The organism is Pandoraea capi (genome assembly GCF_902459735.1).
In the GTDB taxonomy this organism is placed as follows: domain Bacteria; phylum Pseudomonadota; class Gammaproteobacteria; order Burkholderiales; family Burkholderiaceae; genus Pandoraea; species Pandoraea capi.
Genome location: NZ_CABPRV010000003.1, coordinates 24179 through 42839 on the forward strand (window position 1 = coordinate 24179; position 18661 = coordinate 42839).

The 18661-nt window shown below is 64.3% G+C and carries 13 protein-coding genes; 11 read left to right on the forward strand and 2 right to left on the reverse strand.

Annotated elements, in window-relative coordinates; genetic code table 11:
• The first annotated feature begins 2 nt into the window (after positions 1-2).
• The 5 genes from PCA20602_RS06940 (at position 3) to PCA20602_RS06960 (ending at position 5597) form a co-directional block, all read left to right on the forward strand.
• Positions 3-905, forward strand: coding sequence for a LysR substrate-binding domain-containing protein (locus tag PCA20602_RS06940; RefSeq protein WP_150720609.1), 903 nt, complete (start codon positions 3-5; stop codon positions 903-905).
• 247 nt (positions 906-1152) lie between these two features.
• Positions 1153-2433: an MFS transporter gene (locus tag PCA20602_RS06945; RefSeq protein ID WP_150720610.1), complete on the forward strand. Its 1281-nt coding sequence runs from the start codon at positions 1153-1155 to the stop codon at positions 2431-2433.
• 67 nt (positions 2434-2500) lie between these two features.
• Complete coding sequence (locus tag PCA20602_RS06950) at positions 2501-3739, forward strand: metal-dependent hydrolase family protein (protein ID WP_150720611.1); 1239 nt, start codon at positions 2501-2503, stop codon at positions 3737-3739.
• Positions 3740-3976: 237 nt separating this feature from the next.
• Complete coding sequence (locus PCA20602_RS06955) at positions 3977-5119, forward strand: hypothetical protein (protein WP_150720612.1); 1143 nt, start codon at positions 3977-3979, stop codon at positions 5117-5119.
• A 67-nt stretch (positions 5120-5186) separates the two neighbouring features.
• Positions 5187-5597, forward strand: coding sequence for a hypothetical protein (locus PCA20602_RS06960; protein ID WP_150720613.1), 411 nt, complete (start codon positions 5187-5189; stop codon positions 5595-5597).
• 144 nt (positions 5598-5741) lie between these two features.
• Here the strand turns inward: PCA20602_RS06960 and trpS are convergent, their stop codons facing one another.
• Positions 5742-6782: a tryptophan--tRNA ligase gene (gene trpS, locus PCA20602_RS06965; RefSeq protein ID WP_150720614.1), complete on the reverse strand. Its 1041-nt coding sequence runs from the start codon at positions 6780-6782 to the stop codon at positions 5742-5744.
• Between the two features lie 180 nt (positions 6783-6962).
• Positions 6963-10580, reverse strand: coding sequence for an indolepyruvate ferredoxin oxidoreductase family protein (locus tag PCA20602_RS06970; RefSeq protein WP_150720615.1), 3618 nt, complete (start codon positions 10578-10580; stop codon positions 6963-6965).
• Positions 10581-10829: 249 nt separating this feature from the next.
• Here PCA20602_RS06970 and PCA20602_RS06975 point away from each other — a divergent pair, with 249 nt between their 5' ends.
• The 6 genes from PCA20602_RS06975 (at position 10830) to PCA20602_RS07000 (ending at position 18636) form a co-directional block, all read left to right on the forward strand.
• Positions 10830-11291 (forward strand): Lrp/AsnC family transcriptional regulator, encoded by a 462-nt coding sequence (locus PCA20602_RS06975; protein ID WP_044457521.1) that lies wholly within the window; start codon positions 10830-10832, stop codon positions 11289-11291.
• A gap of 434 nt (positions 11292-11725) precedes the next feature.
• Positions 11726-14149 carry a TonB-dependent hemoglobin/transferrin/lactoferrin family receptor gene (locus PCA20602_RS06980; RefSeq protein ID WP_150720616.1) on the forward strand — a complete coding sequence of 808 codons (2424 nt, stop codon included), beginning with the start codon at positions 11726-11728 and terminating at the stop codon, positions 14147-14149.
• A gap of 166 nt (positions 14150-14315) precedes the next feature.
• Positions 14316-15425 (forward strand): hemin-degrading factor, encoded by a 1110-nt coding sequence (locus PCA20602_RS06985; RefSeq protein ID WP_174980878.1) that lies wholly within the window; start codon positions 14316-14318, stop codon positions 15423-15425.
• The gene (locus tag PCA20602_RS06990) at positions 15422-16357 is read left to right on the forward strand and encodes a heme/hemin ABC transporter substrate-binding protein (protein WP_150720617.1); all 936 of its coding nucleotides are present in this window, start codon (positions 15422-15424) and stop codon (positions 16355-16357) included. The genes PCA20602_RS06985 and PCA20602_RS06990 overlap by 4 nt, the downstream gene beginning before the upstream one ends.
• A 157-nt stretch (positions 16358-16514) precedes the next feature.
• The gene (locus PCA20602_RS06995; RefSeq protein WP_246182102.1) at positions 16515-17705 is read left to right on the forward strand and encodes a FecCD family ABC transporter permease; all 1191 of its coding nucleotides are present in this window, start codon (positions 16515-16517) and stop codon (positions 17703-17705) included.
• Positions 17706-17778: 73 nt separating this feature from the next.
• Positions 17779-18636: a heme ABC transporter ATP-binding protein gene (locus tag PCA20602_RS07000; protein WP_150720618.1), complete on the forward strand. Its 858-nt coding sequence runs from the start codon at positions 17779-17781 to the stop codon at positions 18634-18636.
• The last annotated feature ends 25 nt before the right edge of the window (positions 18637-18661 follow it).

Below are 18661 nucleotides of genomic sequence, written 5' to 3' on the forward strand. Positions count from 1 at the left end.
GCATGCCTATCTCGCCCCTGCCGCCGCTGCACTGTCTGATCGCGTTCGACGCCGCCGTGCGTCACGCGAGCTTCACCCGGGCGGCAGCGGAGCTCAACCTCACGCAAAGCGCCGTGAGCCGGCAGATCGCGCAGCTCGAAGAGTTTCTCGGGCGCGCGCTCTTCACTCGCGAGCATCGCACGCTGCGGCTGACGGTGGCCGGACAACGCTACGCCGAGCAGATTCAGCGTCTGCTCGGCGAATGCGCCGAAGCCACGGCCGATCTCATGAAACGCCGTGGCGATCTGGAACTCACGGTCGCGTGCTCGTCAGGCGTCGCCGTGCTCTGGATGACGCCGCAACTCATGCGCTTTCGCGCCGCGCATCCGGACATCAAGATCCGCGTGATCGTGAAAGACGGCATTACGTCGCTCTCCGCGTCCGAATTCGATCTGGGCGTGTACTACGTCCGTAACGATCTGCCGCCCGACTTCGCCGGGCGGCGTCTGTTCGACGAAGAAGTCTTCCCCGTCTGCTCGCCCGCCTATCTGAACGGACGTCAGCTCGCACCGGCCGATCTCGTGAGCGAAACGCTGCTCTTCATCGAAGACGGTCAGCGCAAGTGGATGTCGTGGCCCGACTGGTTCGAGCTGCAAGGCGTGAACGCTCCCAAGTTCCCGCGCATGGTCAGCGCGAACTACTATCCGCTGCTCGTGCAGATGGCCATCGAAGGCGGCGGCATGGTGATGGGCTGGCGGCACATGATCGATCCCTGTCTCGACGCCGGCCTGCTCGTGTCCGCGTGCGATGCGACGGCAAGTCTGGGCGGCGGCTACTACCTCGTGTGGCCTGCCGAGCGTCACGAGCATGCCGCGGCGCGAATTTTCCGCAACTGGATTTACTCGGAAACTCGTTTCCCATCATAGGGGTTACGTGACGTTTCAAAAGTTGCCATGCGCTGCACGCATGGCAACATGCGGAATTATCGCTTTGCCTGTCATTTTGTCTGAACTACTTTCTGTCCTATCCGCGCACGTTTTGTCAGCGGGAATGGCCGACTTTCTCTCGCACGGCCATGCCGACAGACGTGATTCGACAAAAAAGCAGGCGTATTACCGCATGACGTGAACGCAAGACACGCAACGGACGCCACCCATCCTCCGGGAGACCCAGATGCAGGCGACCTACGCAGTGCCTCAAGACAACCTGGCCCGTCAGCGCCGTCACGCGATCGTGGCGACGGTGATCGGCAACGGTCTGGAATGGTTCGACTTCACCGTCTATAGCTTCTTCGCAGCCATCATCGCGAAGCAGTTCTTCCCCACCGGCGACGACCTGTCGTCGTTCCTGCTGGCCGTCGCCACCTTCGGCGTGGGCTTCTTCATGCGCCCGGTCGGCGGCATCGTGCTCGGGATCTATTCCGACCGCGTGGGCCGCAAGGCAGCGCTTTCGCTCACCATCCTGCTGATGGCTGCGGGCACCGCCATGATCGGTCTGGCGCCCACGTACGACCAGATCGGTCTGGCCGCACCGCTCATCATCGTGCTCGCCCGTCTGCTGCAAGGCTTCTCGGCCGGCGGTGAAATGGGCGGCGCCACGGCGTTCCTGACCGAATACGCACCGCCGAATCAGCGCGCGTACTACTCCGCATGGATTCAGTCGAGCATCGGCTTCGCCGTGCTGCTCGGCGCCGCGGTGGGCACGTTCGTGACGACCGAACTCGACAAGGCATCGCTCGAATCGTGGGGCTGGCGCGTACCGTTCATCGTCGGCATGCTGATCGGCCCGGTCGGCTTCTACATCCGTAACAAGATCGACGAAACGCCGACGTTCCAGCACGCAGAGAAGTCCGACACGCCGCTGCGCGACGTCTTCTCGCAGTACCCGAAGGAAACGCTCGCGAGCTTCTCCATGGTCGTGCTGTGGACGATCTGCACCTACGTGCTGCTGTTCTACATGCCGACGTATGCCCAGCGCGTGCTGCACCTGCCGGCCGCGGACGGCTTCACCGCCGGTATGGTCGGTGGCGCGATGATTCTCGTGTTCGCACCGGTCGTGGGACGTCTGGCAGATCGCATCGGCCGCCGTCCGTTCCTGTCGGGTTCGGCACTGCTGATTCTGGTGCTCGCATGGCCGATGTTCACGTACATCAACGTCGCGCCCGGCCTGCACTCGCTGCTCACGTTCCAGATCGTGTTCGGCCTGCTGATCGCCTGCTACACCGGTCCGATTCTCGCTGCGTTCTCGGAGCTGTTCCCGGCGAAGGTGCTCTCGACCGGTCTGTCGGTGGCCTACAACTTCGCCGTGACGATCTTCGGCGGTTTCGCGGCGCTCATCATCACGTGGCTGATCGCCCGTACGGGCAGCAACATGGCCCCGGCAATCTACGTGATCATCGCCGCCGCCATCAGCCTCGTCGGCACGCGCTTCGTCAAGCCGCTCCCGAAGGCCTGAGTTTCCCCTGAACAAGGCGCGCCCTTTCCCGGCGCGCCTTGTGCTTTTTTCCCCAAGGAATTCCCACATGTCCCCCACGACCGTTACTTTGCTTCGCGGCGGCAACGTGCTCGACGCGGCCGCCGGCCGTCTGCTCGAACGCCATGACGTCGTCATCGAAGGCAACCGCATCACGGCGGTGAGTGCCACGCCGCTCGACGTCGCAGGCGCCACGGTGATCGACGTTGCCGGCAAGACCGTCATGCCCGGCATGATCGATTGCCACGTACACGTGCTCGCATCGCATCCGAACCTTGGCACGAACGCCAGTCAGCCGAACGTGCTCACCGTGCTCAAGTCGCTGCCGATCATGCAGGGCATGCTGCATCGCGGCTTCACGACCGTGCGCGATGCCGGTGGCGCCGACTGGGCGCTGCAACAGGCCATCGAGCAAGGGGTGATTCCCGGCCCGCGCATTTTCCCGTCGGGCAAGGCGCTCTCGCAGACCGGCGGTCACGGTGACTTCCGCCCGCGTAGCGACACGCTGGAGCCGTGCTCATGTGCGTTTCGTGCAGGCGCCATCGGCCGTGTGGTCGACGGTGTCGATCCGATTCGCCTCGCCGTGCGCGAAGAAATTCAGAAGGGTGCGACGCAGATCAAGCTGATGGCGTCGGGTGGTGTCGCCTCGCCGGTCGATCCCATCGCCAACACGCAATATTCGGAAGATGAAATCCGCGCCGCCGTCGCGGAAGCGGAAGCCGCTCAGACCTACGTGATGGCCCACGCCTACACGCCGAAGGCGATCGCGCGTGCCGTGCGTTGCGGCGTGCGCACCATCGAACATGGCAACCTGTGCGACGCTGAAACGGCGAAACTCATGGCCGAGAAAGGCGCGTATGTCGTGCCGACGCTCGTGACTTACGATGCGCTGACCAAGGATGGCGCCTCGCTCGGCCTGCCGCCGGAATCGGTGGCCAAGGTAGAGAGCGTGCAACGCGCGGGGCGCGAGTCGCTTTCGATCTATCGTGACGCAGGCGTGAAGATGGGCTTCGGCTCGGACCTGCTCGGCGATATGCACAAGTACCAGTCCGACGAGCTGACGATTCGCGCCGACGTGCTCGGCGCCGCCGAGACGCTGCGCTCGGCAACGGTGATCGGCGCGGAGATTCTGAATCGCGTGGGCGAACTCGGCGTGATTGCGCCGGGCGCGCTGGCGGACGTGCTGGTCGTCGACGGCAACCCGCTCGAATCGATCGACGTGCTCACGGGTCAGGGCGAAGCGATTCGCTGGGTCTTCAAGGACGGTAAGGTCGCAAAACAGCCGTGAAATCGCGATCGCTTCGCAATAACGCCGCACTCACCTCGCGGTAAGGCCACGGTTATCGCGAAGCGCGACAGATCTGTCGGACGATGAAAAAACGCCACGATGTCATGCACATCGTGGCGTTTTTTTGCGTCATCCCCATGGGAATCGACTCTACGCAGCGTGCGCAAAATGTAAAAGCGACGCACACACCGAGAGGACTAGTCTCGCCTCATAGAGGCTGAAAACAGGGTGCTCGCCATGACGATCGCTTCGCTAGTCCTTTTCCCCGAACGCCGCATCACTTCGCGGTTCGACATCGCCCCTGCGTTGAGCGACTGGCACGCCGTGAAAGTCCGGCAGCAAGACGTGACACCTCTGGAGGACAGTAGCGATGCCGCGTCGCTGGAGGGGCTTCGCAAGTCCATCCTGAACGAACTGGGTGAGATGGCGACAACGTGGCGATGCATGGGAGCGGCACTGAGTGTCGATATCAGCGATACGTCGTTGCCGGAATCCTTCGGCCCGATCAACGACCTCGCTGCGCAAGTCGATACCGCGTTACGCGAGAACGCCACCGACATCCTCAGCATCGACACGTTGATCGCGAACTTCGACACCGCTATCCGGAAGATCTACCGCTCGCGCCAGTTGCCCTGGGGGACGTGGCGATCCGTCGGCTCGCAAAGATCGGTGACGTCGGTCGATGCATTGACCCCTTACGCGCTTGCGGCGCATACCGCGCTGAGTCACATCGACAAGACCGTCAAATTGATGCGCACGGCGCTAGCGGCCGCGCAATGCGTGGAGACACAGCACAAGGAGGTCGAGCGCGGCGTTCCGATGTCTCCTGTGGCAATTCTCAAAAACCGGCGCGTCGTCGCACAGGCCTTTGCGAAAGTCGGAAAATTGCTGAACAGCACAACTTTGCTCGTCAATGGAGCGCTTACACGAGCCACGGCGGCCATGCCGCGAGACCGCCGGTACTGGAAGACGAAGATTTCCGTTCTCGTCATCCTCTGTGTGCTGACAGTTGCGCTCGGTGTCGCGTCGGTCATGCTCCCTCCGCTGCTTCCGGCCGTACTCGGACTCGGCCTGGGGCTGAAGTTTTCCGCCGCGCTCATCGGCATTCTCAGCACGACGCACAGCATCTTCAACGTCGTGGGCTACCCGCGCAATCGAGGCTGGACCGACCTCACGAACTGCATTACCAAGGTGCGCAATCTGTATCAGACGCTCAATCAGCAGATCAACGCCAGACAGCTCTTTGAAACCGATAAGGAGACGACCGAAATCACCGGCAAGATCGAGGCGTTGAGCGAAGAAATCGACACGCTGGGCGACATGCAGGACGAGATGGCGCAAAAAGTCGATACCCGCAGCCAGCGCCCCCGGCACAAATGAGCGCGCCCCAAAAGGTATCGGTCGTCGAATCTCTCATCTCGAAACTTTTTACAGGACTCTGACCGTCATGCCAAAGATATCCGAACCACCGATCCACTATGTACAGCCAGCGGGGATGGGCTACGCCACGCGCGCGAAGGCCATGCATCTGAACATGAGGTTGACGCAAGCGCTTGAGAAGGTGCGCCAATTAAAAGCCGAACAGGCTGCATTGATGCTCGCGCTGGACAACCCGAAGGAATCGCCCCCCACCTCTCCAACGCTGGAAAAGCGCAAGGACTTCATAGGGGACATGGTGAGCTGTGAGCCATCAGGGAAATCCGAGAATTCCGACGCGCCTGCCTGCGCCTTACAGTCCGCACCGTCCTCGCCACTCTCGCCGCAACCGCCAGGTCTTCGCGCGAACGCGATGCGAAAAATCCTGCGTGACAGCAATGGCGCGCACGATACCGCGAAGAAGAGCCCTACGGCCCACTGAATCGACGCCCCCAAAAAAAGCATTGCCCCCTGCGTATCGGGGAACGTTCCGATCCGTCAGGAGGCAAATCACATCGAGGCGCGAATGGCTGATGACGTTATCGCCTGTGCCATCGCAGGCTTACACCATGGCAGCGACTTCGTCTTACTTCTTCCAACCCGGCGTGACGAACACTGAACGCACGTCGTCCAGCGTTTGCGAGACCGTTTCGCGAGCGCGTTCGGTGCCCGCGCGCAGCATGTCCCACACGTAATCCGGGTTCTTCGCGTACTCCTCGCGACGCTCGCGCATCGGACGCAGCATTTCCTGCAAGCGCTCTTCCAGACGCGCCTTCACCTTCGAGTCGGCCAGCCCGCCGCGCACATAGTAATCCTTGAGCGCTTGCAGGCCTTCCTTGTCTTCGTCGAAGGCGTCGAGATAGGCGAACGCGACGTTACCTTCCAGGTGCCCGGGGTCTTCGACCTTCAGGTGCAGCGGGTCGGTGTAGCACTTCTTCACGGCGGCGCGGATTTCGTCGGGCGTGGAGGAAATGTTGATGACGTTGCCGAGCGACTTGCTCATCTTGGCCTTGCCGTCGATGCCCGGCAGACGTCCGATCGGCGGCACGAGGGCCTTTGCTTCGGTCAGGATCTCGCGGTTCGCCATGCGATTCAGACGGCGCACGATTTCGTTGGTCTGCTCGATCATCGGCAACTGGTCTTCGCCGACGGGCACGAGCGTGGCGCGAAAAGCGGTGATGTCGGCCGCCTGGCTCACGGGGTACGTGAGAAAACCGGCCGGAATGTCGCGCTCGAAGTTACGCAGGCTGATTTCCTGCTTGACGGTCGGATTACGCTCCAGACGCGCCACGGTAACCAGATTCAGGTAATAGAACGTGAGTTCAGTCAGTTCGGGCAACCACGTCTGCACGCAGATGGTCGTGACATCCGGGTCGATGCCGACGGCCAGATAGTCGAGCGCGACCTCGGAGACGTTGCGATGCACCTTGTCGCGGCCTTTGCCTTCGTCGTCGGTGTTATCGGTCAGCGCCTGTGCGTCTGCGACCAGGATGAATTGCTTGTACTCGTGCTGATATGCAACACGGTTCTTCAGACTACCGACGTAATGGCCCAGATGCAGCGGGCCCGTCGGACGGTCACCCGTGAGGATCACCTTGCGATCCGCAGGCGCCTTCGAAACACTCATTTTCCTCTCCGTAATCAAGCGTCACTACCCCGAATGGTAGCGCGTCGGCCCGATGACGGTGCAGAAACCCTCCCGCTTCATGCCGTTCCCGCCCCGCGCATGAGGCGCACATGACACGCTGCGCCATGAAAAACGGGGGCCGAAGCCCCCGTGCGGATTGCCGACGTTTGCGGCGAAAGCTCAGCGCGACGTCACGACCGGGATGCCCTTGAGCGATTTGCCATTGCTGCGGGCGTGTGCGAGCGCCTGTTCGACGGCGTCGCCCGTGGCGGCGGTGATGCCCAGACGCCCGGCAATCGTCGCTTCCACACGCTTGACCATCGCCAGATTCGCCAGCTTCACGTGACCGTAGCCGCGAATCTTCGCCGGCGCTTCGGCCAGCGCGATCGCATCCGCCAGCGTGTCGGCCGACAGACCGCCCAGCGCACGTTCCAGCGTCGTGCGGTAGTCCGCGATCAACTGCCGCTCCATACGGCGCTCCAGCGTGTAACCGAAGACGTCCAGCGCACCGCCACGCAGACCTCGCAGCTTCGCCATGCCCCGCAGCACCGGCCACAGCCACGGCCCGATCGTCACCTTCTTCGGTACGCCACCATCCTTGCCGCGCGCGATGAGCGGCGGCGCCATGTGGAACTCGAGACGGAAGTCGCTGCCCGGCTTGCCTTCGAACGTTTCGCCCAATGCGTCGGTGAACGCCGTTTGCGCATAGAGACGCGCCACTTCGTACTCGTCCTTGTACGCCATCAGACGCGAGAGCTGCTGCGCCACCGCGCGCGACAGACGTCCCGGTGCACCAGCCACACGCGTCTCCGCGTCGGCCACGCGCTTCACGAAGGCCGTGAATTGCGACGCGTATGCCGCGCTCTGATACTGCGTGAGCAAGTCCACGCGATGGGCGACGAGCGCGTCGAACGTCATGTCGTCTGCGACGGGCGCGTGCATCGGCGCATGCGCGGCCTTGGCCGTGGTTTCCGTGAGCGCAGCGGGATCGCCCGCCGCCAGACGGCCGATGGCCAACGCCAGGTGGTTCATCGGCACCGCCACGTTGTTCAGTTCGATGGCGCGTTGCAGCGCTTGCAGCGAGACCGGCACCAGGCCGAGTTGCCACGCGTAGCCGAGCATGATGATGTTCGAGCCCATCGTGTCGCCGAGGAAACGCTGGGCAAGCGCCTGTGCATCGCAGGCGTCGAGCTTGTCGTTGCCCGCCGCGTGACGCATCTTCTCCAGCAGCTCGCCGGCATGCAGATTCGCATCGGGGTTCTGCACGAACGTCGCATTCGGAATTGCGTGCGTGTTCACGACCACCCGCGTGCGGTCGCGACGCACCGTCTGCAACGCATCCGCACTCGCGCCCACGACCATGTCGCAGGCGAGCAGCACGTCAGCCTGCTGCGTGTCGATACGCACCTGATTGAGCGCCTGCGGCGTGTTCGCGAACCGCACGAACGACAGCACCGCACCGCCCTTCTGCGCGAAGCCCATGAAGTCGAGCACCGACGCGCTCTTGCCTTCCAGGTGCGCTGCCATCGTGATGAGCGCACCGATCGTCACGACGCCCGTACCGCCCACGCCCGTGACCATGATGTCGAACGGCGCGTCGCCCGCGAGCGCGACCGGTTCCGGCAGCGCGTTCAGACGTCCCTCGAATGCCGCCTGATCGAATGCCGCCGCCAGCGCCTTCTTCAACTGCGCGCCCTTGACCGAAACGAAGCTCGGGCAGAAGCCGTTCACGCAGGAGAAGTCCTTGTTGCACGACGATTGATCGATGCGACGCTTGCGTCCCATCGCGGTCTCGACCGGCTCGACCGACAGGCAGTTCGACGCCACGCCGCAATCGCCGCAGCCTTCGCAAACGGCTTCGTTGATGAACAGACGGCGGTCCGGATTCGGGAATTCGTTTTTCTTGCGACGACGACGCTTCTCAGCCGCACACGTCTGATCGTAGATGAGCACGGTCGCGCCGGGAATGTCGCGCAGTTCGCGCTGCACGGCGTCGAGTTCGCTGCGGTGATGGAAGGTCGTGCCCTTCGGGAACTGCCCTTCATGACCGACGTACTTCTCCGGCTCGTCGCTCACGACCACGAGCTTGGCGATGCCTTCGGCTTCGACCTGACGCGCGATCTGCGGCACCGAAATCGAGCCGTCGACCGGCTGGCCGCCGGTCATCGCCACCGCATCGTTGTAGAGGATCTTGTAGGTGATGTTCGCCTTCGACGCGACCGCCTGACGAATCGCCAGCAACCCCGAGTGGAAGTATGTGCCGTCCCCCAGATTCTGGAAGACGTGCGGACGCTTCGTGAAGTGCGAATGCGCCGCCCAGTCCACACCCTCGCCGCCCATCTGAATCAGACCGGTGGTGTCGCGATCCATCCACGACGCCATGAAGTGACACCCGATCCCCGCCTGCGCGATGGAGCCTTCAGGCACCTTCGTCGACGTGTTGTGCGGACAGCCCGAGCAGAAGTACGGCACGCGACGCACGCCGTCGGCCGCATTCGACAGAATCTCGTGCGCCACGAGATCGACCACGCGCTCACGGCGATCCAGTGCGGGACGATGTTTCGCGAGCCACTCGGCGAACACCGGCAACACGCGCGACGGACGCAACTCGCCCAGCGCGGAGAGCAGCGCACGGCCTTCGGCATCGGTCTTGCCGAGCACGACCGGACGCGTGCCCGTGGTGCGGTTATAGAGGTACTGCTTGATCTGCTGCTCGACGACCGGGCCCTTCTCCTCGATCACGAGAATTTCCTTCAGCCCGGCAACGAAGGTGTCCAGACGCGACATGTCCAGCGGGAACGACAGGCCCACCTTGTAGATGCGCACGCCGGCGGCGGCGAGATCGTAGACGGTGATGTCCAGACGACGCAGCGTCTCCATCAGGTCGAGGTGCGCCTTGCCGCACGTCACGATGCCGATGTCGGCCTCGGGCGACGGCGCAATCCACTTGTCGATGCTGTTCACGCGCGAGAAGGCGCGCACGGCGTCGAGCTTGTCCGCCAGGCGCGCTTCGAGCGCCAGGCTCGGCAGGTCGGGCCAGCGGTTGTGCAGACCGCCCGCCGGAGCGACGTAATCAAGCGGCTCGGTCCAGTCGGTGCGGATCTTGTCGAGGTCGACGGTACCGCGCGACTCGACCGTCTCGGAGATGGCCTTGAGGCCCGCCCATGCGCCGGAAAAACGCGACAGCGCATAGCCGTAGAGGCCGAATTCGACCAATTCGCCGATGTCCGCCGGATTGAGCACCGGCATGCTCCACGACATCATCGTGAAGTCGCTCTGATGCGGCATCGACGACGACACGCAGCCGTGATCGTCACCCGCCACCACGAGCACGCCGCCGTGACGCGACGCACCGTAGGCGTTGCCGTGCTTGAGCGCGTCGCCCGCGCGGTCCACGCCCGGGCCCTTGCCGTACCACATGCCGAATACACCTTCGACGGTGCGCTCCGGGTCGGCTTCCACGCGTTGCGTGCCCATCACGGCCGTGCCGCCCAGTTCCTCGTTGATGGCCGGCAGGAACTTGACGCTGGCTGCGTCGAGCAGTTTCTTCGCCTTCCACAACTGCTGGTCCACACCGCCCAGCGGCGAGCCCCGATACCCGCTGATGAAGCCGGCGGTGTTCAGGCCACGCGCGGCGTCCAGCTGGTGCTGCATGAGCAGGATGCGAACGAGCGCCTGCGTGCCGGTCAGAAAGATCTGGCCGCTGCGCGCCGTCAGGGCGTCGGAGAGCTGGTAGTCGGGATGGGCCAGGGGGTTGGCCGTCGGCGTCGCGAGCGCGGCGCGCATGGGGGCATTCATCGGGTATCTCCTGATCCCCCGCACCGGCCTGTCGCGTCTTCCTGGAATCGACTGGCCGACACTGCTTCGGGGGCGTTTGTTCTGTTCGTTTCGACGTCGGCGCGCAATGCATGGATAGGCGCAGGTACGGCTCGGATCGACGTCGGTTATGGAAGCAGTGTATGGGGAGGCAGGAGAAAGATTTTTACTATTTCACTCCATCTGGCGCACAATAAGAAACGTTTATTTCGCAAAAGGCGGTTTTGAAAAATGGAATTACTCGACAACTTCGCCCGCCAGATTCTGCGTCTGTTGCAGATCGATTCACGCCGCTCGGCGCAGGAACTGTCTGAAAACGTCGGCCTGTCCGCGACACCTTGCTGGCGCCGCATCAAGGACATGGAGCAAAGCGGCGTGATCCAGCGCTACACGGTGCTGCTCGACCGCGAAAAGCTCGGCCTGCACGTGTGTGCGCTGGCGCACGTGCAGCTCACGCGCCATACGGAAGGGGGCACCGAGCAGTTCGAGCGCGAGATTCGCTCGTGCCCTGAAGTCACCGAGTGCTACAGCACGACCGGCGAAGCGGACTACATCCTCAAGATCGTGGCGCCGGACATCAAGGCCTACGACGCGTTCTTGCACGAACACATCTTCCGGCTGCCCGCGGTATCGAACGTCAAAACAAGCGTCGTGCTGCGGGAAATCAAGTTCGATACGAGCCTGCCGATCTGACGCCAGTTGTGGCTGTGACATGGGGTCTGACGACTCTGATGGGCCACCGTGCCGCGCCCGCCCGACGTGCAGGGATCCCGGCCTGCGCAGCCCCTGCCTTCAACGTGTACCGATCATGTCGCAGTTCCTTACGATCGGTTCCCATATGTTGACAACGCGCCACATTTTCACTTGACGGAGCAGAGAATCTTCGCTAAAAATGCAAATGATTCTCATTTAACCAACGAATCAACGCTCTTCGTCCCAAGGCCGAATCACAACGGCACGGTGGCGCAAGATTTTTCGCCAGCCGCGCCTGCCAGCGTGTAGTGAAGCGTCGAGAGACGCTGCCGACACGCCGATTGCCACGAGCGCTTGCCAGCCAGCAACGGGGTTTTTTGCACTGGGAGCCAGCAGTGAAGCAGTCGTCGAGCGGCGGGGGCCGCGCCTTTGTCATGTCTACGCGTCGGGAGATCGGGGATTCGGGCACGACCGATTCGATCGCCTTCGAGGCGCAACGAATCGGAGCCTCGCGACGCCAGCGTGCGTCCGAGCCACGTCGGCGCCTGCATCCGCTCGCCGGCGCGGTGTTTGCCGCGTTCTGGCTGCCTGCCGCTTTCGCGCAACAGGCGCCGGCCGACGGCTCGGCGCCACCCGCCAGGCCCGGCCAGTCCGTCCAGACTCTTCAACTCGCGCAAGCATCGCCCGGCGCTGCGCTGCAACTCGCCGAGGCCAATTTGCGCGAGGTGAACGTGACGGCAACCCGTACGCCGACCGAAGCGGAACGCACACCGGCGTCCATTTCGGTCATCACCGATCAGGATCTCGAAGAGCAGCAGGCGCAGGACATCAAGGAAGCGCTACGCTACGAGCCCGGCGTGACCGTGCGTCGCGCGCCGTATCGCCCGGCGTCGGCCGCCGCCGGCGGTGGTCGCGACGGCAATTCGAGCATCAACGTGCGGGGGCTGGAAGGCAACCGCGTCGCGCTCTTCGAAGACGGCATCCGCCTGCCCTCGTCCTACTCGTTCGGCCCGCTCGAAGCCGGCCGTGGCGACTACATGAGCATAGACCTGCTGCGCCGCATCGAAATCCTGCGCGGCCCGGCATCGTCGCTGTACGGCAGCGACGGGCTTACCGGCGTGGTCAACTTCCTCACCAAGGATCCGCAGGACCTGCTCGACGTGTTCGGCAAGTCGACCTACTTCTCGCTGCGTCCGTACTACAACTCGATGGACCGCAGCTTCGGCACGACGGCGCAAGCCGCCTGGGGCGGCGAGCAGTGGCAGGGCATGTTGATCGTCGACGGCAACAAGGGTCACGAACTCGACGGCAAGGGCACCAACGATTCGGCGAGTACCGCGCGCACGACGGCGAACCCGCAGGACACCAACGGCAACTCGGTGCTCGGCAAGCTCGTCTTCAAGGCGACACCGTTCTCGACGTTCAAGCTCACGGCAGAAAACGTGCGCCGCCGCACCGACTCGGACGTGCTGTCCGCCATCGCGCCGCCCACGACGCTCGGCCTGCACACGAGCGACCGGCTCGAACGCAACCGCGTGAGCCTCGACTACGACTTCGCCGATGCGTCGCAGTCGTACATCCAGAACGCGCACGCCCTGCTCTATTTCCAGGACGCCAAAAACAGCCAGTACTCGTACGAGAAGCGCACTGCGGGCGACCGTACGCGCGACAACACGTACAAGGAGCGCACCGTCGGCGGCTCGTTGCAGGCAGAAAGCAACTTCGAGACGGGCCCGCTCGCGCACAAGCTCGTGTATGGCACCGACGCGAGCCTCGCCTACGTGACCAGCTATCGCAACGGCACCGTGCCGGGCGTGGGTGAATCGTTCCCGAACAAGGCATTCCCGGACACCGACTACACGCTGTTCGGCGCGTTCCTGCAAGACGAGATGCGCTATGGCGCGCTCACGGTCACGCCGGGTATTCGTTACGACGCCTACTGGCTGTCGCCGAAGCAGAACGACCCGCTGTACGTCTCGCAGACGAGTTCGGGCAAGCTGGTGCAGCCCACGTCGTCGAACGACTCCGCGTTCTCGCCGCGTCTGGCGATCATGTACGAGATCGCCCCGTCGCTGATTCCGTATGTCCAGTACGCACGCGGCTTCCGCACGCCGACGCCCGATCAGGTCAACAACGGCTTCTCGAACCCGATCTTCGGCTACATGTCGATCGCGAACCCGAACCTGAAGCCGGAGACGAGCGATACCGTCGAGCTGGGTCTGCGCGGCCGTCTGGCGACCACGCTCGGCCCCGTCACGTACAGCACCGCCGTGTTCGCGGGCAAGTACCGCAACTTCATCTCGCAGCAGAACATCAGCGGCTCCGGGCGTCCGGGCGATCCGCTCATCTTCCAGTATGTGAACTTCAGCCGCGCCAACATTCAAGGCTGGGAAGGCCGTGCCGCATGGGCCCTCAAGGGAGGCATCACCCTGCGCACCGCCATGGCCTACACGCACGGCACGACCGAAGACGACGGCGCCGCGAGCCAGCCGCTCAACACCATCAACCCGTTCTCGATGGTCGTGGGGGTGCGTTACGAGCCGAACAGCACGTGGTTCGCACAGGCCGACCTGATGTTCCAGGCGGCCAAATCGCAAAGCCAGATCGCCAAGTCCTGTACGGCAGGCACGCAGCAGAACCAGAACTGCTGGGCACCGCCGTCGTCGATCGTGCTCGACCTCTCGGGCGGGTACCACATCAACAAGAACGCGACGATCTATGCCGGTATTTACAACGTGTTCGACCGCAAGTACTGGAACTGGTCGGACGTTCGCAACCTCGCCGATAACTCGACCGTCAAGGACGCCTATTCGGCACCGGGCCGCAGCGTGGCTGTGAGCCTGAAGCTTCAGTACTGATCCCGAGGATCGATTATCGGAACCGCGCCGGCGCGCATGCGACATCAAGCCCTGCCTTTGCACTGATGTCGCCCTGCTATCGAAGTGCTCACGCTGTTTGTCTGCCCGCCGGCGCCTGCTAGCCAATGTCCCATAACGCCAGCCAACACGCTTTCAAGGAATCGCCATGATGACCGCTCAAAACGCCGCCTCCGCCGCCCGCCCGGCATTCCCCGCGCTCGCCGACGTCACCCGTCTGCGCAGCGAATTCCAACGTGTGAAGACCGAACGGAACCTGCGCGATCGCGATGCCGCCGCCGCCCTCGGGGTGTCCGAAGGTGAGACCGTCGCGGCCTTCGTCGGTGAGCATGTGGTGCGCCTGCGCCCCGAATTCGTCGAGATCGTCGAAGCGCTGCCCGCGCTCGGGCGCGTCATGGCGCTCACGCGCAACAATGCCGCCGTGCACGAGAAGGACGGTCAGTACGAGAAGCTCTCGCACCAGGGCACCATCGGTCTGGGTCTGGGCAAAGACCTCGACCTGCGCATCTTCTATCACCAGTGGGCGTACGGCTATGCCGTCGAGACGCCGGCGGAAAACGGCCCGCGCCGCTCGCTGCAATTCTTCGATAAGTCCGGCACCGCCGTGCACAAGATGTTCCTGCGCGAGCACAGCGACGTGGCCGCCTTCGAGGCGCTCGTTGCCCGTTTCCGTGCCGACGATCAGACGCCGGGCCAGCACGTCGTGGCCGCCGATGCGCCCAAGACCGAAACGCCCGACGGCGATATCGACGCCGCCGCATTCCAGCGCGACTGGCTCGCGATGACGGACACGCACCAGTTCTTCGACATGCTCAAGCGCCACGGTGTCTCGCGCTCGCAAGCGCTGCGCCTCGCGCCGGAAGGCCATGCCAGACGCGTGGCGGCCACCTCGGTGCGCGCCCTGCTCGACGACGCGGCCGGCACCGGGCTGCCGATCATGGTGTTCGTCGGCAACGCGGGCATGATCCAGATCCACACCGGCCCGGTGCAGAACATCAAGGTGATGGGCCCGTGGGTCAACGTTCTCGATGCGGGCTTCAACCTGCATCTGCGTGAAGACCTCGTGGATACCGCATGGATCGTGCGCAAGCCGACCGCCGACGGCATCGTTTCGTCGCTCGAATTGCTCGACGCCGCGGGCATGGTCATCGCCATGTTCTTCGGCGAGCGCAAGCCGGGTCAGGCCGAGCGCGAAGACTGGCGCGCCGCGCTGGTTCGCGTGGAAGGCTCGCAAGGTGTTGCGGAGGCCTCGGCGTGAAAACTTCTTTCGACGCGCGCGGCGGTTCGCGGGTATCGCGCCGCGCCTTGCTGACCGGCGGCGCCACGCTCGCGACGAGCGCGTGGCTCGGTGCACTGTGGCCGACCTCACTGGTCCACGCGGCAACGGCAGCGGTCGCCAAAGACGCCCCCAAGCGCGTGATCGTCGCTGGTGGCGCACTGACGGAAATCGTCTACGCGCTCGGCGCGCAGAATCGTGTGATCGCCAACGACCTCACGAGCCTTTACCCCGAAGCGGCTGCCAAGCTGCCGAAGATCGGCTATCTGCGCACGTTGTCCGCCGAAGGGGTGCTGTCCTTGCATCCGGACCTGCTGCTCGCCGGTGCGGAAGCCGGCCCGCCGAATGTCCTGACGCAAATCGAGGCGGCCGGTGTGCCTGTGCAGCATTTCAGGCACGGCTACACGGCGGAACTCGTGCGCGACAACATTCGCGGCGTCGCCAACGCGCTGAAGATGGGCGACGACGGCGCACGTGTGGCGGCACGCTTCATGTCCGAGTGGATGCAAGCGCGCGGCACGGTGGAGGAAACGTATGGCATCGCGCGACGTCCGCGCGTGCTGTTCATCCTCGGTCACACCGGCAATCAGGTGATGGTGGCGGGGCAGGACACAGCCGCCGACGCCATGCTCGCGTACGCCGGTGCCGAGAACGCCCTGCGGGGCTTCAACGGTTACCGGCCGCTCACCGCAGAGGCTGCCGTGGCCGCACAGCCGGACGTGCTGCTCACGACCACGACGGGGCCGTCTGCCGCGGATCCGAGCGCGTCGTTGCTTGCGCAGCCGGGGCTGGCCAACACGCCGGCGGGTCGTGCCCGGCGCGTTGTCAGTTTCGACGCGCTGTACTTGCTCGGTTTCGGCCCACGTCTGCCGCAGGCCATCGCCGATCTGGCCAAACGTGTGCACGCCGCATAACAGCGTGTGAAGGCCTGCGAAGGCGCGTGCAGGGACGACGAATGTTGCGCGGGCACCCTCGTGACATGCCCTCCCTGCCGCCCTGCCGATCCTCCTGAAAACCAGCCATTCGCCAGTGAACGACGCCATGTCAGCCGCTCCTCCGATTCCGAAGCCTTTGTCGTCCAGTCACGACCGGACGACAACGTCGAACGCGGTTTCGTCTTCTCTCGCCACGTCATCCCATCCTTCCAGCCCGCCGGCCGGTTCGCCGGGTCGTCTCGAAGGTCGTTCGCGCGATCGGGTTCGAGACAGGTGCGCCGCACGCCGGCGTCCGCCACGATGGATCGTGATGACGGTCCTCGTCGCATTGCTCGCGGCGGCCGTACTCGCCGCCTTGTGCGGCGGCGCTTATCGCATCGCGCCCGGCGAGGCCATCGCCGCGCTGTTCCGGGGGGCGACGGGTGACTTCGTGCAGGATCAGGCGCGCAACGTGATGTTGCAGATCCGTTTGCCGCGCATCGTGCTCGGCATACTCGTCGGTGCAGGATTCGGCGCGGCCGGGGCGGCATTGCAGGCGCTCTTTCGCAACCCGCTCGCCGATCCCGGTCTGATCGGTGTGGCGAGTGGCGCAGCGCTGGGCGCGGCGGGCGTCATCGTGCTCGGCGGCGTGCTCCTGCCGGCGGCGCTCGCTGCGTCGCTCGGCTTGTGGATGTTGCCGGTGGCTGCGTTTGTCGGCGCGCTGGGTGTCACGGCACTCGTCTACCGTCTTGCTGCCGGACGCGGGCGTCTCGCCCTGCCGTTGCTGCTGCTCGCCGGTATCGCGATCAATGCGGTCTCCGGCGCGGCCATCGGGTTGCTCACCTATCTGGCCAACGATACGCAGTTGCGTACCCTCACCTTCTGGACGCTCGGCAGTCTCGGCGGCGCACAGTGGTCAATGCTGGCGGTGATCGTCTGGCCCGTCGCGCTGGGCATCGTCGCACTCGCCTCGCAGTGCCGTTCGCTCAATGCGCTGTTGCTCGGTGAAGCCGAGGCGCTGCACCTGGGCGTTGCCGTGCAGTCGGTCAAGCGACGCGTGATGGTGGCCTGCGCGCTGTGTGTGGGCGCATTGGTGGCGTCGAGCGGCATGATCGGGTTCATCGGGCTGATCGCGCCGCACATCGTGCGTCTGGTCGTCGGGCCCGACCCGCGCGCCGTGCTCCCGGCGGCGGCGCTCTTCGGCGCGATTCTCACGCTGCTCGCCGATCTCGTCGCGCGCACCTGGGTCGCGCCCGCTGAATTGCCGCTGGGCATTCTGACGGCACTGCTCGGCGCGCCGTTCTTCCTCATGCTGTTGTGGCGACGTCGCGGACAGTTCGGGTTGTAACGACACGCCCGGCCTTCCCATACGACATACGACCTCACTCAGCTCAGCCCATCGACGACACCCGGACCTCCCCATGCTCAGCGCCTACGACCTGATGATCGCCCACACCGAATCCCCCGTGCTCGACGGCCTGTCGCTCGACATCCGTCCCGGCGAGTTGCTCGTGCTGCTCGGGCGCAACGGTGCGGGCAAGAGCACGTTGCTCAAGGCGCTCGCCGGCGAACCGTTGCCACCGCGCACACACATGAGCGGCGCGATCACGCTTAACGGCGCGTTGCTGTCGCAATACACCACGTCGGCGCTCGCGCGACTGCGTGCCGTGCTGCCGCAAACAGCGCAGTTGTCGTTCCCGTTCAGCGCGCTCGAAATCGTCACGATGGGACGGCTGCCGTTTCCGAAAGCGAAGTCGGGAAAGTCGGGGGTTCAGGGCAGGAGCGACGAGAAAATCGCCATGCTCGCGATGGAGCAGGCTGGCGCACTGTCGCTGATGGATCGCGACGTGATGACGCTTTCGGGCGGTGAATGGGCGCGGGTGCAATTCGCGCGGGTGCTGGCGCAACTCTGGCCGGACGACAATGCAACGGCGCCGTCCGTACCGCGTTATCTCCTGCTCGACGAACCAACCGCCGCGCTCGACCTCGCCCATCAACATCACCTGCTCTCACTCACGCGAGAACTGGCGAAGTCCTGGGGATTCGGCGCGATGGCGATCGTGCATGACGTGAATCTTGCAGCGCGTCATGCCGACCGAATGGCACTGCTCGCCGACGGACGCATACTCGCCACCGGCACGCCTCGGGAGGTGATGCGCGCCGATCTCATCGAGACGACGCTCGGGCTTCCCGTGCACGTGATCACGCCGCAGAGCCTGCCGGGTCATGCCGCCATGACAGGGGCATCGGCGGGCGTGCCGTTCGCATTGCCCGCGTAAGTTAGCTCGGGCCAGTTTTAGTCAG